The following is a 13,370-nucleotide window of genomic DNA, read 5'->3' as shown; positions in this document are numbered from 1 at the left end:
ACTAGCGCTCGCCGCCGACCAGCCTGATCCGCGGCTCGTGCCGGCGGCTCGCCTTGCGCACATACATGGCGGCATCCGCCTCCTCCAGGGCGCGGCCTGCAGCGGATTGCGGACCGAGCAGCGCGACGCCGGCCGAGGCGCCCGCGGCCACGTGCTGGCCGCGAAAAACGAATGACAATTCGTCGATCGCCTGCTCCAAGGCCGCAGCCTTGACCTTCGCATCGGTCTCGCTGAGATTCCAGAGCAGCAGCGCGAACTCGTCGCCCCCGAGCCGGCCGACCACGTCGGAGGCGCGGATCTGTCGCGTCAGCGTGGCGACAATCGCCTTGAGCACCTCATCGCCGGCGGCATGACCGAAGGAATCGTTGATCGGCTTCAGCCGATCGACGTCGAGCACGATCAGCGCCCCGCTGGCGCGGTAGCGCTTCATATAGGCGATGGCGCGCGCGAGCTCGCGCTCGAAACCGCGCCGGTTGGGAATCCCGAGCAGGAAATCGGTATCGGCGGCCGCCTCGAGCTCCGAGATCCGCAGCAGGGCCGCCTTGAGCTTGCTCCTGAGGCCGCGGATGATCGCCTTGCCGTCATCGGCAGCCGGCGCTCTGCGCAAGGCCGGTTTGGCCGCGCGGCTCGAAACGGCTTTGGATCGGGCGGCGCTGATGTTCCGGCCCTTTCTGGCCTTCGCAGGGCTCGCCCTTTTCGGTTTCTTCATGGGCATCGTGCTCAATGAAGGCTTGCGGGGATTCACCAAGACAGGATAGTGGATTCCCTTCTCCTTGCCACCGCCTTGCGAGCCGCCGGCCGGAATCATTAATCTGGCCTATCTCTCTGTTTTTCTGGGCACAATTGACGTCATGACCGCGCCGATCGCCATCATCATGGGAAGCCAGTCGGACTGGGACACGATGCGGCACGCCGCCGACACGCTTGACGCGCTCGGCATTGCTGCCGACAGCCGCATCGTCTCGGCCCACCGCACGCCCGACCGGCTGTTCGCATTCGCCAAGGGTGCCAAGGCCGCAGGCTACAAGATTATCATCGCCGGCGCCGGTGGCGCGGCCCATCTGCCCGGCATGGCGGCGGCGCTGACGGAACTTCCCGTCTTCGGCGTTCCCGTCGAATCCAAGACGCTCAAGGGCGTCGATTCGCTCTATTCGATCGTCCAGATGCCCGCGGGCATTCCGGTCGGCACCCTCGCCATCGGCAAGGCCGGCGCGATCAATGCCGCGCTGCTGGCAGCGGCCGTGCTGGCATTGTCCGACCCGGCCCTGTCGGATCGCCTCGCCGCCTGGCGCAAGGCCCAGACCGAGGCGGTCGCCGAGCGGCCGGAGGACAAGGCGTGACGGACACCAGGCACGTGAAGCTGAAGCCCGGTGACACCATCGGAATCCTCGGCGGCGGACAATTGGGCCGGATGCTTGCCATGGCCGCGGCGCGACTCGGCCTGCGCTGCCAGGTGTTCTCGCCCGATCCGGATTCACCGGCCTTCGACGTCGTGCTGAACGCGACCTGCGCCGAATATGCCGACGTCGAGGCGCTCGAATTGTTCGCGCATGATGTCGACGTCATCACCTACGAATTCGAGAACGTGCCGGCGGCAGCCGCGCTGGTATTGGACGCGCGCCGCCCGGTGCTGCCCAACCGCAAGATCCTCGAGACGACCCAGGACCGGCTCGCCGAGAAGGATTTCGTGACGAAGCTCGGGATCGGCACTGCCGCCTACGCCGACGTCACCTCCGTCTCCTCGCTGCGCGAGGCGATCGCCAGGATCGGCCTTCCAGCGGTGCTGAAAACCCGCCGCTTCGGCTATGACGGCAAGGGCCAGGCCATCATCCGCGAGGGCGACGACATCGCGAAGGTGTGGACCAGCCTCGCCACCAAATCGGCGATCCTGGAGGCCTTCGTGCCCTACGAGCGCGAGATCTCCGTGATCGCCGCGCGCGCGGCCACGGGCGAGGTCGAGTGCTTCGACGTCACCGAGAACGAGCACCGCGACCACATCCTGAAGATATCGCGTGCGCCCGCGCCGATTCCTGACGCGCTCGCCGAGGAGGCGCGCAGCATCGCGAGCAAAATCGCAAGCGCGCTCGACTATGTCGGCGTGCTCGCGGTCGAGATGTTCGTGCTGGCAGGCGGCACCGGACCGAAGGTGCTGGTCAACGAGATCGCGCCGCGTGTGCACAATTCCGGGCACTGGACGCTCGACGGCGCCTCCGTCTCACAGTTCGAGCAGCACATCCGCGCCATTGCCGGCTGGCCGCTCGGCAAGCCGGTGCGCCACGGCGAGGTCGTCACCATGACCAACCTGATCGGCGACGAGATCAACGATTACGAAAAGTGGCTGAGCGTGCCGGGCGCGACCGTGCACATCTACGGCAAGGGCGCGCCGCGCCCCGGCCGCAAGATGGGCCACGTGACCGAAGTCAGGCCGCCCCGGAACAAGTGACGGGATCGCAGCAAGAGCTGCAATCCCGTCGGGTGATTGCGATCACGCCGTCTTCACACCCGCAACGATGCCGCTGGGCTCCTCGCTGAGCCAGCGATAGATCACCCCGCCGAGCGCGCCGCCGATCAGCGGCGCGACCCAGAACAGCCACAGCTGTGACAGCGCCCAGCCGCCGACGAACAACGCCGGGCCGGTGCTGCGCGCCGGGTTCACCGAGGTGTTGGTGACGGGAATGCTGACGAGGTGGATCATCACCAGCGCGAGCCCGATCGCCAGCGGTGCGAATCCCGCCGGCGCGCGCCCATGGGTCGCCCCCATGATGATGAACAGGAACATCATGGTCATCACCACCTCGGTGAGGAAGCCGGCCATCATGCTGTACTGACCGGGCGAATGCGCGCCATAGCCGTTGGAGGCGAAGCCCTTGCTGACGTCGAAGCCGGGCGCCCCACTCGCAATGACATAGAGCAGCGATGCGGCGACAATCGCGCCCGCCACCTGGGCGATCACATAAGGCAGGATCTGGCCGGCCGGAAAGCGGCCGCCGGCGGCGAGACCGACCGTGACGGCCGGATTCAGATGGCACCCGGAGATGTGGCCGATCGCGTAGGCCATGGTGACGACGCTCAATCCGAAAGCCAGGGACACGCCGACCAGCCCGATCCCGACCTGCGGGAAGCCGGCGGCGATCACCGCGCTTCCGCAGCCCGCGAATGTCAGCCAGAAGGTGCCGATGGCTTCGGCAGCATATTTTTTGATGTCCATTGTAGTCCCTCATTGCAAAGATTCCGGAACAAAGCTCCGGTGCGGCCCCGTCCTCGGCGCCAAATCGCCCAAATCGGGGCCGCATGGAGGTATTTTCGCCGCATTTAATGGCCGAACTTGGCCCGAAAATCCGCTTGGCCGGTGGACATCTGCGGTTTTGTCTGATACATCCGCGCGCTCAAGGTTAAGGGCTTGCGCGTTTCGCCATCCCCTTTGACTTACCAGAATTCAAATCCGATCCACCTGAAGAGGATGCCGCGTGCAGGTTCTCGTTCGCGATAACAATGTTGATCAAGCCCTCAAGGCGCTGAAGAAGAAGATGCAGCGCGAGGGAATTTTCCGCGAGATGAAGCTCCGCGGTCATTACGAGAAGCCCTCCGAGAAGAAGGCCCGCGAAAAGGCCGAAGCCGTGCGCCGCGCGCGCAAGCTGGCCCGCAAGAAGCTGCAGCGCGAAGGCCTGCTGCCGATGAAGCCGAAGCCGGTGTTCGGCGCCGGCCCGGGCGGTGATCGCGGCGGTCGTGGCGGCCCCGGCGCAGGTCCGCGCGGACCGCGCTGAGCCGATTCAGCAAGACTCTAGTTTTCGATGACGCGGGCCCCAGGCCCGCGTTATTGTTTTGAGGACTTGTCGGATCAAGCTCTAGCGCGAGCCAACCGTAGATGGCCTCCCCTTTCTCCCAGCGCGGCCTTCCGCGACGGCGCCGGATCTGGCAGCCGCCGCTCGCGGCGGCCCTGACGGGGATCGTGCTGGGCGGCTGCTCGTTCGATCTGGGATCACTGATGCCGGAGAAGGACAAGCCGCAGGAGGCCCCCAAGGCCGCCGCGCCGGCCGAGAGCGCGGTGAGCGCCGGCAACGTCACCGAAGCCCAGGCCCATACCGCGAAGGCTCAGTCTCTGGCGAAGTCAGGCGAGGCCGCGGCAGCGCTCGACGAGTTCAATCGCGCGATCGGCCTCGATCCCTACAATGCGCAGGCGCTCTATGGCCGCGCCCTGATCTACCAGGGCAACAACCAGCACGACTTCGCGATCGCCGATTTCAGCGCCGCCAGCGGACTCAACCCGCAAAAGGCCGAGCCGCTGCTGGGCCGCGCCAACAGCTATCTCGCGCTCGGCAAGGTCAAGGAGGCCGCAGCCGATCTCGACGAAGCCTCCGAGGCCGATCCGAACAATGCCCAGGTCTGGACCGCGCGCGGTCAGGTCTATGAGCGCTTGGGCGACAAAGCCAAGGCGGCGGCGTCCTACACCAAGGCGGTTGCGCTTCGTCCACGCGACGAACCCGCTCGCAGCGGTCTCGCCCGCGTCGGCGGCTGACGGTTTGGCGGAGGCTGAGCGGAGTTCTAGTCGGGCGTGGCGCTCTTGGGCAGAACGGCGTTGAACATCGACTTCATGCCCGACAGCATCTCGTCGGCGACATTGGTCTTCTTCGGCCGCGGCAGGGCGGCGCCCGCATCGGCACGCAGGTCGAGCGGCGGTGCGATGACCGGCACGGGAATGTCGGCCGGCGGCGTCACCCGATTCGGATCATCGTTGCCGATCGAGGCCGTGTAGGGCGGATTGGAGCCCCCATTGCCATAGGCCTCGGGTGAGGGCGTCGAGACATTGATCGGCGGCGGCAGCGGACGGACTGGAGACGGCTCCACATTCACGACACGCGGAGCCTCCGGCGTGCGCGCGGCGTCCCGCACCGCAGGCTCAGCCGGCTTGGTCTCCGACGCGCGAGCCTCGGCAGGCTTGGTTTCCGACGACCTGGCCTCGGCAGCCTTGCCCTCGGGCGACTTGCGCAGGCGCTCGATCGCAGCACGCGCCAGATCGTTGGCGTCGGGAGCCGCGGAAGCCGCCGTCGGGGCCGAATTGGCCTCAACCACGGGAGCAGAAGCCGCCGGTGCGGATTTCGCCGCGGCCTTGTCGCGGGCAGAGGGACGTCCGCGCGGACCGGTGTCAGCGGGAGCCACGTCTGCGGCCTTGGTCTCGGCGGCCGGCGGATGATCGACCGGCTTCTCGACCGCCGCCTTGTCCGTCACGCTCTTCTCGGGGATGCCCTTGGCCTTGACGCCGGAGGCGGGAAGGTTGGCGGTATCGGTGGGTTTGCCGTCGCTGCCGGTCTGGGCAGGCGCGGTCACGGCGGCTGGGGTGTCGGCGGCCGGCTTGGCGTTGATGTAATGATTGACGATGTAGGCCCCGATGATCGTCGCGAGCACCGAGGGGAAAATATCCATCGAAATTTTTGCGAGGTATTTCAGCATTCCGACCACACTCCCCGCGCGACCTGATGCGGGAACTTTAGGGCATTGTGAGGGATCAACTGCGACGGATCGATGGCAAACGGTGGCGCGACCCTAGCGTTTCAGCTCAATTTCAAGGAACACGATCTCAGTTGAGGTTTCGTTAAGTACGTCATGCTGGACGCCGGCCTTGCGGAAATAGGATTTCCCGGCGGCAAGCTGCGCCTTGGACCTTTCGCCATTGGGCGCGACGATGGTCATCTCGCCGGCGGCGAGCGGAACGATCACATAGTCCATGCCATGGGTGTGATGGCCGGTGGCGCTGCCGGGGGCAAGCCGCCATTCCGTCACCCGGACCTCTTCGTTGTCGACCTGAACCTCGGACTGGGCGGCAAGCACCGGAAGCTCCTTCTAGGGTACGAAAACCATGAACACGTAGACGGCAAATACCACCATATGCACCAGGCCGAACAGGACATTGGTCCTGCCCGTGCCGAAGGTCAGCATGCTCAGGAAGAAGGTCAGCAGCAGGAGCACGCTGCCCTGGGCGCCGAGGCCGAGCTCGAGCTCCTTGTCGAGCGCGTAAGTGGCGACGCCGACGGCAGGAATGGTCAGGCCGATGGTCGCCAGCGACGATCCCAGAGCGAGGTTGATGCTCTTCTGGAGGTCGTTCTGGCGGGCCGCCGAGACGGCCGCGACGCCTTCCGGCATCAGGATCAGAAGCGCGACCAGAAGCCCGGCAAAGGCCGGCGGCGCGCCGATCTTGGCCGCGACGGCGTCGACCACCAGCGAGAATTTCTTGGAGAGCAGCACGACCGCCAGCAGCGCGATCAGCAGCAGCACGACGCTGAGCACCAGCATCCTGCCCGACAGATGCACCTCGCCGCTGCCGGCGTACGCCCGCTCGTGGACGAAGTAATCCTTGTGCAGGACCGTCTGGGTGTAGAGAAACACCGCATAGAGCGCCAGCGTGACCACGTCGACGAAGCCGAGCTGGACCGCCGAATAGACAGGCCCCGGCGTGGTGGTGGTGTAGTTCGGCAGGATCAGCGTGATGGTCGCGAGCGCGAACAGGACGCTGAGATAGACGTTGGCGCCGGAGAGCTGAAAACCCTGCTCGCGATAGCGCAGGCCGCCGATGAAGATGCAGAGCCCGACGAGGCCGTTGCAGACGATCATGACCACGGCGAACACGGTGTCGCGCGCCAGTGCCGGGGCAGGCTTGTCGCCCAGCATGATCGTGGTGATCAGCGCGACCTCGATGATGGTCACCGAGAGCGTCAGCACCAGCGTGCCGTAGGGTTCGCCGACCCGCTCCGCGATCACCTCGGCATGATGAACCGCCGCGAACACCGTGCCGAACAGGATGACCAGAAGGACGACGGTGAAGAGAAGACCGCCAAACGACAGCGTGAAGACGTAATCCGTGGCGCTGACGGCTGCGAACAACAGCAGGGCCAGCGCCGGAAAGACCCAGGCCGACCGGGGCATCGGATCATGCGCGCTCATCATCGGCTCCAACTACGAACGCGAGCAATAGCAAATCGGCCGGCGGATTCAATGCCAGTGCAGGATCGGTGCGACCGGCAGGAACGTCAGCAACAGGAACAGCGGGATCAGCACGGCGCCGGCGCGCAGGAGATAACCCAAGAAGCTCGGCATCGCGACGCCGTTCTCGCGGGCGATGCTGCTCACCATGAAGTTCGGCGCGTTGCCGATATAGGTGAGTGCTCCCATGTAGACCGCTCCCATGGAGATCGAGGCGAGCGTGCCCGAGAGCTGATGCATCAGCACCTGCGGATTGCCGCCGGCGAGCTCGAAGAACAGCAGATAGGTCGGCGCATTGTCGAGGAACGCGGACATCAGGCCGGTGAACCAGAAATAAACGACCTCGCGCGGCGCGCCATCCGGCGCCGTCACCGCCGACAGCAGCCAGGCGAACGCGCCGTGATGGCCGGCATTGAGCATGGCAATGACCGGGATGATGGCGACGAAGATGCCCGCGAACAGTTTTGCGACCTCGCGGATCGGCTCCCAGGTGAAGCCGTTGGCCTGCCTGTGCTCGTCGGGCGTCAGCCACACCGACAGCGCCGCGATGGCCAGCAGCGCCAGGTTGCGCGCGACGTCCTCCAGCTCCAGCTTGGTACCGAAAATGTCGAAGGCAATGTCGGGCCTCCACATCGCCGAAGCGAGAAGGCTGGCGACGATGGCTGCGATCAGCACCAGATTGACAAGGCCGCGGATGCGCAACGGCTCTCCCCGGCCTGTGTCGGCGGGCGGCGGCTCACTGCGAAAGCGCCAGACGTCGACGACGGCGAAGATCGCGAGCAGCAGGACGGCGACGAGTGCGGTCTGCAACCAGATGGTCCGCGTGGTCCAGAAGAAGTCAACGCCATGCAGGAAGCCGACGAACAGCGGGGGATCGCCGAGCGGGCTCAGCGCGCCGCCGACATTGGCCACCAGGATGATGAAGAAGATGACGACATGGGTGTTGTGGCGCCGCTGCCGGTTGGCGCGGATCAAGGGGCGGATCAGGATCATCGCGGCACCCGTGGTGCCGACGATGCTCGCCCCCAGCGTGCCGAGCGCGAGGATGCCGACATTCGCCGCCGGCGTGCCCTTGATGTCGCCGGTGATGAGGATGCCGCCGGCCACGACATAGAGAGCGAACAGCAGCACGATGAAGCCGAGATATTCGGCGAGCATGGCATGGACCAGCGCCGCCAAGGTCGCCGCGCCGCCGGCAAAGACGACGAGCGCGGCGAGCGCCAGCAGCGACCAGGCGGCGGTGATCTTGCCGTAGTGGTGATGCCAGATCTTCGGCAACAGCAGCGGCCCCATTGCAATCGACAGCAACAAGCCGGCAAAGGGCAGCGCATAAGGCCAGCGCATCGCCGCACCATCGAGGCCGGTCGCGGCAAGCGCATTCTGCGGCAGAAGCGTCAAGCAGGAGGCAGCGAGCGCGGGGATGTAACGTTGAGCCAAGCCGTCAGCCGCCAATGAAGCCTCTCGCCGTTTCGATCGCGCCATATTGATCGAGATCGTCGTGCCCGCCGCCCTCGATGCGAACGAACCGCTTGGGCTCGCGGGCGAGCGCGAACAGACGCTCTCCGAAGACGATCGAAATGACAAGGTCATTGGTGCCATGCATGACGAGCAGCGGCACCGTGACGCGCGACATGCGCTGGTCCGAATGGAACGGGTCGCGCATCAGAAGGCGGACCGGAACGAACCAGAACGATGACCCCGCAATGTCGGCCGTCGACGTATAGGGCGCCTCCAGGATGAGTTTTCCAACGCGACGCTCCGAGGCGAGCGCGACCGCGACGCCCGTCCCGAGCGAAAAGCCCCAGGCGACGATTCGTTCCGCCGCATAGCGCGCGGTGGTGAACGCGTAGGCGGCTGCAGCGTCGCGCAGCAGGCCCTGCTCGCTCGGCATCCCGCTCGAGCCGCCATAGCCGCGATAGGACAGCGCAACGAGGCCGGTGCCGTCGGCGGTCATCGCCTTGAAACGACCAACGCGGCCGGCGAGAAAATCGCCATTGCCGTGGAAGTAGAGGATCACGGAACGACCGGGCTTGGCCGGCACGTGCCAGACGATGACCTGCTCGCCATCAGACGTGGTCAGGACATGCTCTTGCGCCTCGGGAAGGCCCGCAGCATCGGGTGCGGTGCGGCCGGCGGGCGGGATCGGAAACAGCATCTCGCGCTGGCGGACGTACAGCACGAGGAGACCGGCGCAATAGACGGTCAGGAGCACGATGGCGATCCACTTGACAATGCTCATCATTGCGCGGCCGCTCCCTCGCTTGAGACTAGGGCTTGCGACGGCTCCGCAGCAATTTCATGACGTCGGTCGCAGGCTCGCCGGAACGTCGCGGCAGCTGCACGCCGCCTTGTGGGCAGCGTGCCAGGCGACGCGCTGCTCGCGCACGCCTTGGGCGGCATGCGATCGGACTGGTGCCATTCCTAATTGATGGCCACGGTCCCTCCCCCCGTCACATCGCCTTGACGATGTTCTCGGTGACCTTCTTGGCGTCGCCGAGCAGCATCATGGTGTTGTCGCGGTAGAACAGCGGATTGTCGATACCGGCATAGCCCGACGCCAGCGAGCGCTTGATGAACATCACCGTGCCGGCCTTCCAGACCTGGAGCACCGGCATGCCGTAGATCGGCGAAGTCTTGTCCTCTTCGGCCGCCGGGTTGGTGACGTCGTTGGCGCCGATCACGAAGGCAATGTCGGCCTGCGCGAATTCGGAGTTGATGTCCTCGAGCTCGAACACCTCGTCATAGGGCACGTTGGCTTCGGCCAGCAGCACGTTCATGTGGCCGGGCATGCGGCCGGCGACCGGGTGAATGGCGTATTTCACCTCGACGCCTTCCTTCTTGAGCATGTCCGCCATCTCGCGCAGCGCGTGCTGGGCCTGCGCCACCGCCATGCCGTAGCCGGGCACGATGATGACCTTGGAGGCGTTCTTCATGATGAAGGCCGCATCGTCCGCCGAGCCGAGCTTGGCGGGCTTCTGCTCGCCCGTGGCGCCGCCGGCCGCCGCGGTCTCACCGCCGAAGCCGCCGAGGATGACCGAGATGAAGGACCGGTTCATCGCGTGGCACATGATGTAGGACAGGATCGCGCCCGAGGAACCGACCAGCGCGCCGGTGATGATCAGCGCGGAATTGCCGAGCGTGAAGCCGATGCCGGCGGCCGCCCAACCCGAATAGGAGTTCAGCATCGAGATCACGACCGGCATGTCGGCGCCGCCGATCGGGATGATCATGAGCACGCCGAGCGCCAGCGCGATGATGGTGATCATCCAGAAGTCGAACGCGCCGCCGGTGAGGACGAGACGGACGATGAAGAACACCAGCGCGACGGCCAGCGCGATGTTGATGATGTGGCGGAACGGCAGGATGATCGGCGCGCCGCTCATGCGCGCGGACAGCTTCAGGAAGGCGATCACCGAGCCGGTGAAGGTCAGCGCGCCGATGGCGACACCGAGCGACATTTCGACCAGACTTGATGCATGAATGGCGCCAGGCTTGCCGATGTCGAAGGCCTCAGGCGCGTAGAACGCGCCGGCAGCGACCAGCACCGCGGCCATGCCGACCAGCGAGTGGAAGGCGGCGACCAGTTCCGGCATCGAGGTCATCGGCACGCGGCGGGCGATCACCGCGCCGATGCCGCCGCCGATCGCGACCGCGAGGATCACGAGGACCCAGGCCACGCCATCCGCCGGCGGATGGCTCGCCAGCGTGGTGGCGACCGCGATCGCCATGCCGATCATGCCGAACAGATTACCCTGGCGCGAGGTTGCCGGGCTCGACAGCCCGCGCAGCGACAGGATGAACAGCACCCCCGCCACGAGATACAAGAATGCAGAGAGATTGGCGCTCATCTCAGGTCCCCATTGATCCCTTCAGCCCGAGGTGGCCGCTTACTTCGACTTCTTCTTGTACATCGCCAGCATGCGCTGGGTGACAAGGAAGCCGCCAAAGATGTTCACGCAGGCGAAGACGAGCGCGACGAAGCCGAAGCCGCGCGCCCAGCCCGAGCCGCTCGAAACCATGCCGACGCCGACGGCGAGCAGCGCGCCGACCACGATCACCGAGGAGATCGCGTTGGTCACGCTCATCAGCGGCGTGTGCAGCGCGGGCGTCACCGACCACACCACGAAATAGCCGACGAAGACGGCGAGGACGAAGATCGACAGCCGGAAGATGAAGGGGTCGACGACCTGTGCAGCGTGCTCCATGGCAATCTCTCCTTAAGCTTTCGGCTGGAAGTTAGGGTGGATCACGGCGCCGTCCTTCGTCAGCGCGGTAGCCTTGACGAGTTCGTCGTCCCAGTTGACGGCGAGCTTCTTCTCTTTCTTGTCGATCATGGTCTCGATGAAGGAGAACAGGTTGCGCGCGTAGAGGCTGGAGGCCGAGGCCGCAACGCGACCCGCAACGTTGGTGTAGCCGACGATCTTGATGCCATCGAGGTCGACGACTTCGCCGGCCTTGGCGCCCTCGACATTGCCGCCGCGTTCGACGGCGAGATCGACCAGCACCGAGCCGGGCTTCATCGACTTGACCATGTCGGCACTGACGAGCTTCGGCGCCGGGCGGCCCGGAATCAGCGCGGTGGTGATGACGATGTCCTGCTTCTTGATGTGCTCGGCGGTGAGCGCGGCCTGCTTGGCCTGGTATTCTTTCGACATTTCCTTGGCGTAGCCGCCGGCGGTCTGCGCGTTCTTGAACTCCTCGTCCTCGACAGCGAGGAATTTCGCGCCGAGGGATTCCACCTGCTCCTTGGTGGCGGGCCGCACGTCGGTCGCGGTCACGACGGCGCCGAGACGGCGCGCGGTCGCGATCGCCTGGAGGCCGGCGACGCCGACGCCCATCACGAACACCTTTGCGGCAGGCACGGTGCCGGCTGCGGTCATCATCATCGGAAAGGCGCGGCCGAAGGCTTCGGCGCCCTCGATCACGGCGCGGTAGCCGGCGAGGTTGGCCTGCGAGGACAGCACGTCCATCACCTGCGCTCGGGTGATGCGCGGCATCAATTCCATCGCGAAGGCGGCGATGCCGGCATCGGCCATCGTCTTCAGCGCGGCATCGTTGCCGTAGGGGTCCATGATGGCGATGACGAGGGCGCCGCGCTTGTACTGCGCCAGCTCGGATGCCTCAGGGCGCTTCACCTTGATGATGATGTCGGCGTCCTTGAGCGCGTCAGCGCTGACGGTGGCGCCGACCGCGGTGAATTCGGAATCCGGCAGGCCCGATTTGATGCCGGCACCCGGCTCGACGGCGATCTCGGCGCCCAACGCCTTGAACTTCTTCACCGTATCAGGCGAAGCGGCGACCCGCGGCTCCGACGGATCTATTTCTTTGGCAACGGCGATCTTCATAGGCCCTCCGGCGACGCGGACAAAAACGCGCACGCGAACTTAGCGTTACTCCCGCAACGTTTGGATACCGGTTTTGAAACCGGCTTGTATGCAAATTTAATGAGCAGCCGCCGGCGTTGGCGGATGCAGCCGACGATGGATCAGGTCAGAAAGACCGCCATCAGGATCACGATGAGCGCGACCGAGACCGTGCCGTACTTCACCAGCCTGATGAAGCCCTCATAGGTCTGCTCGTGGGCAACGTAGTCGTTGCCGTCGGCGGTGGTGTACGCCACTTCGCTATGGTCAGCCATGGAATGTCCCCAGTCGAACGTCGAATTCTCGGGCTGGGATACCTGAAAGATTTAGACAGGGCAACGGCACCGAGGCGGGGTTTTCCCGCAAATCGGGTCATTTGGAATTCCAATTGTCCCGGATCCATCGCGTCAGACTCTCCTCACTGACTTCGCCGGCGGCGATGGAGAGGATGATCGTTGTCGCTTCCGCGGGATCGGGGCTGAAAGCTACGCCGTTCTTGCGAAGAAAAGCCATCATGGCCATGAAGGCGATGCGCTTGTTTCCATCGACGAATGCATGATTTTTCGCGAGGCCGAATGCATAGGCTGCAGCGAGTTCGTCCAACGGCGCCTGTTCCGAGCGCCATTCGTTGATCGGGCGCTCCAGCGCCGAGCGCAGCATGCCTTCGTCGCGCAATCCCGGCGCACCGCCGAAGCGCCGGAGCTGTCGACCATGAATTGCGACAGCCTGCTCGTAAGTGACCCAGAGCGGCTCCTGAGGATCGCTCATGCGCATCGCCAGCTATTTTGCGAGCGTAGCGAGCGTGTCGCGATACTTATCCATGATCTCGTCGGCGATCTCCATCGTCCGTTCGAAATCGGGGTCGTAGGGCAGCAGCTGAAAACCACCACCAGGCAATTCCACTACATGCAATTGCTGGCCGCGCTTGAGATCGAGGCGCTGCATCAGCTCGCGTGGCAACAGCAAACCATCCGAATTGCCGATCTTCTTGATCTCAATTTTCATGGCTGACCTCCGGCGCGTTATACACTT

18 protein-coding genes are annotated in these 13,370 nt (G+C 65.2%); 5 read left to right on the top strand and 13 right to left on the bottom strand.

The features are described 5' to 3' along the window. Position 1 precedes the first annotated feature (1 nt). A complete protein-coding gene (locus I6F09_RS10045) occupies positions 2 to 658 on the bottom strand; it encodes a GGDEF domain-containing protein (RefSeq protein WP_225187993.1) in 657 nt (218 codons plus the stop codon). Between I6F09_RS10045 and I6F09_RS37685 the strand changes: the two genes are divergently transcribed. The 3 genes from I6F09_RS37685 to I6F09_RS10030 all read left to right on the top strand — a co-directional run bounded on the left by I6F09_RS37685 (position 615) and on the right by I6F09_RS10030 (position 2,443). Next, on the top strand, positions 615 to 758 hold the full coding sequence (locus tag I6F09_RS37685) for a hypothetical protein (protein ID WP_225187994.1): 144 nt from the start codon (positions 615 to 617) through the stop codon (positions 756 to 758). The genes I6F09_RS10045 and I6F09_RS37685 overlap by 44 nt on opposite strands. A 93-nt stretch (positions 759 to 851) precedes the next feature. Beyond that, the gene (gene purE / locus I6F09_RS10035) at positions 852 to 1,340 is read left to right on the top strand and encodes a 5-(carboxyamino)imidazole ribonucleotide mutase (RefSeq protein ID WP_035998720.1); all 489 of its coding nucleotides are present in this window, start codon (positions 852 to 854) and stop codon (positions 1,338 to 1,340) included. Continuing rightward, positions 1,337 to 2,443: a 5-(carboxyamino)imidazole ribonucleotide synthase gene (locus tag I6F09_RS10030; protein WP_225183502.1), complete on the top strand. Its 1,107-nt coding sequence runs from the start codon at positions 1,337 to 1,339 to the stop codon at positions 2,441 to 2,443. The genes purE and I6F09_RS10030 overlap by 4 nt, the downstream gene beginning before the upstream one ends. A gap of 42 nt (positions 2,444 to 2,485) precedes the next feature. On the opposite strand, the gene aqpZ is transcribed toward I6F09_RS10030, so the two are convergent. After that, positions 2,486 to 3,208: an aquaporin Z gene (gene aqpZ, locus I6F09_RS10025; protein ID WP_225183501.1), complete on the bottom strand. Its 723-nt coding sequence runs from the start codon at positions 3,206 to 3,208 to the stop codon at positions 2,486 to 2,488. A 259-nt stretch (positions 3,209 to 3,467) separates the two neighbouring features. Here aqpZ and rpsU point away from each other — a divergent pair, with 259 nt between their 5' ends. Further along, entirely contained in the window at positions 3,468 to 3,764 is a 297-nt protein-coding gene (gene rpsU / locus I6F09_RS10020; protein ID WP_008546194.1) for a 30S ribosomal protein S21, read from the top strand. 101 nt (positions 3,765 to 3,865) lie between these two features. Next, positions 3,866 to 4,516, top strand: a complete 651-nt coding sequence (locus tag I6F09_RS10015; protein ID WP_074447704.1) for a tetratricopeptide repeat protein — start codon at positions 3,866 to 3,868, stop codon at positions 4,514 to 4,516. A 26-nt stretch (positions 4,517 to 4,542) separates the two neighbouring features. Here the strand turns inward: I6F09_RS10015 and I6F09_RS10010 are convergent, their stop codons facing one another. From I6F09_RS10010 to I6F09_RS09960, 11 genes are all read right to left on the bottom strand, one after another. Further along, positions 4,543 to 5,448, bottom strand: a complete 906-nt coding sequence (locus I6F09_RS10010; RefSeq protein WP_036021950.1) for a hypothetical protein — start codon at positions 5,446 to 5,448, stop codon at positions 4,543 to 4,545. 93 nt (positions 5,449 to 5,541) lie between these two features. Then, positions 5,542 to 5,826: a cupin domain-containing protein gene (locus tag I6F09_RS10005; protein WP_035998690.1), complete on the bottom strand. Its 285-nt coding sequence runs from the start codon at positions 5,824 to 5,826 to the stop codon at positions 5,542 to 5,544. Between the two features lie 12 nt (positions 5,827 to 5,838). After that, positions 5,839 to 6,936 carry an ionic transporter y4hA gene (locus I6F09_RS10000; protein ID WP_035998688.1) on the bottom strand — a complete coding sequence of 366 codons (1,098 nt, stop codon included), beginning with the start codon at positions 6,934 to 6,936 and terminating at the stop codon, positions 5,839 to 5,841. A gap of 48 nt (positions 6,937 to 6,984) precedes the next feature. Next, positions 6,985 to 8,412 (bottom strand): sodium:proton antiporter, encoded by a 1,428-nt coding sequence (locus I6F09_RS09995; protein WP_225187972.1) that lies wholly within the window; start codon positions 8,410 to 8,412, stop codon positions 6,985 to 6,987. A gap of 4 nt (positions 8,413 to 8,416) precedes the next feature. Continuing rightward, on the bottom strand, positions 8,417 to 9,214 hold the full coding sequence (locus I6F09_RS09990; RefSeq protein ID WP_225187992.1) for an alpha/beta hydrolase: 798 nt from the start codon (positions 9,212 to 9,214) through the stop codon (positions 8,417 to 8,419). Between the two features lie 211 nt (positions 9,215 to 9,425). Continuing rightward, entirely contained in the window at positions 9,426 to 10,823 is a 1,398-nt protein-coding gene (locus I6F09_RS09985; RefSeq protein WP_035998685.1) for an NAD(P)(+) transhydrogenase (Re/Si-specific) subunit beta, read from the bottom strand. Positions 10,824 to 10,862: 39 nt separating this feature from the next. Then, entirely contained in the window at positions 10,863 to 11,180 is a 318-nt protein-coding gene (locus I6F09_RS09980; protein WP_035998681.1) for a proton-translocating transhydrogenase family protein, read from the bottom strand. A gap of 12 nt (positions 11,181 to 11,192) precedes the next feature. Beyond that, a complete protein-coding gene (locus I6F09_RS09975) occupies positions 11,193 to 12,320 on the bottom strand; it encodes a Re/Si-specific NAD(P)(+) transhydrogenase subunit alpha (RefSeq protein WP_225126284.1) in 1,128 nt (375 codons plus the stop codon). A gap of 140 nt (positions 12,321 to 12,460) precedes the next feature. Continuing rightward, positions 12,461 to 12,613 carry an aa3-type cytochrome c oxidase subunit IV gene (locus tag I6F09_RS09970; protein WP_225187971.1) on the bottom strand — a complete coding sequence of 51 codons (153 nt, stop codon included), beginning with the start codon at positions 12,611 to 12,613 and terminating at the stop codon, positions 12,461 to 12,463. Between the two features lie 97 nt (positions 12,614 to 12,710). Then, a complete protein-coding gene (locus tag I6F09_RS09965) occupies positions 12,711 to 13,106 on the bottom strand; it encodes a type II toxin-antitoxin system death-on-curing family toxin (protein WP_225187970.1) in 396 nt (131 codons plus the stop codon). Positions 13,107 to 13,118: 12 nt separating this feature from the next. Next, positions 13,119 to 13,343 carry an AbrB family transcriptional regulator gene (locus I6F09_RS09960; protein ID WP_225112936.1) on the bottom strand — a complete coding sequence of 75 codons (225 nt, stop codon included), beginning with the start codon at positions 13,341 to 13,343 and terminating at the stop codon, positions 13,119 to 13,121. Positions 13,344 to 13,370: the final 27 nt, after the last annotated feature.

It is taken from the genome of Bradyrhizobium sp. IC3195, from assembly GCF_020193585.1.
GTDB classification, from domain to species: domain Bacteria; phylum Pseudomonadota; class Alphaproteobacteria; order Rhizobiales; family Xanthobacteraceae; genus Bradyrhizobium; species Bradyrhizobium yuanmingense.
This window is presented reverse-complemented; position numbering and strand designations above follow the sequence as displayed.

Excerpts from the sequence above, each read along its gene's own strand:
- I6F09_RS09990 (WP_225187992.1), bottom strand. The coding sequence starts at position 9,214 with ATGAGCATTGTCAAGTGGATCGCCATCGTGCTCCTGACCGTCTATTGC.
- I6F09_RS09960 (WP_225112936.1), bottom strand. The coding sequence starts at position 13,343 with ATGAAAATTGAGATCAAGAAGATCGGCAATTCGGATGGTTTGCTGTTG.
- I6F09_RS10010 (WP_036021950.1), bottom strand. The coding sequence starts at position 5,448 with ATGCTGAAATACCTCGCAAAAATTTCGATGGATATTTTCCCCTCGGTG.
- I6F09_RS10000 (WP_035998688.1), bottom strand. The coding sequence starts at position 6,936 with ATGAGCGCGCATGATCCGATGCCCCGGTCGGCCTGGGTCTTTCCGGCG.
- aqpZ (WP_225183501.1), bottom strand. The coding sequence starts at position 3,208 with ATGGACATCAAAAAATATGCTGCCGAAGCCATCGGCACCTTCTGGCTG.
- I6F09_RS09970 (WP_225187971.1), bottom strand. The coding sequence starts at position 12,613 with ATGGCTGACCATAGCGAAGTGGCGTACACCACCGCCGACGGCAACGAC.
- I6F09_RS09980 (WP_035998681.1), bottom strand. The coding sequence starts at position 11,180 with ATGGAGCACGCTGCACAGGTCGTCGACCCCTTCATCTTCCGGCTGTCG.
- I6F09_RS09975 (WP_225126284.1), bottom strand. The coding sequence starts at position 12,320 with ATGAAGATCGCCGTTGCCAAAGAAATAGATCCGTCGGAGCCGCGGGTC.
- I6F09_RS10015 (WP_074447704.1), top strand. The coding sequence starts at position 3,866 with ATGGCCTCCCCTTTCTCCCAGCGCGGCCTTCCGCGACGGCGCCGGATC.
- I6F09_RS09985 (WP_035998685.1), bottom strand. The coding sequence starts at position 10,823 with ATGAGCGCCAATCTCTCTGCATTCTTGTATCTCGTGGCGGGGGTGCTG.
- I6F09_RS09965 (WP_225187970.1), bottom strand. The coding sequence starts at position 13,106 with ATGAGCGATCCTCAGGAGCCGCTCTGGGTCACTTACGAGCAGGCTGTC.
- purE (WP_035998720.1), top strand. The coding sequence starts at position 852 with ATGACCGCGCCGATCGCCATCATCATGGGAAGCCAGTCGGACTGGGAC.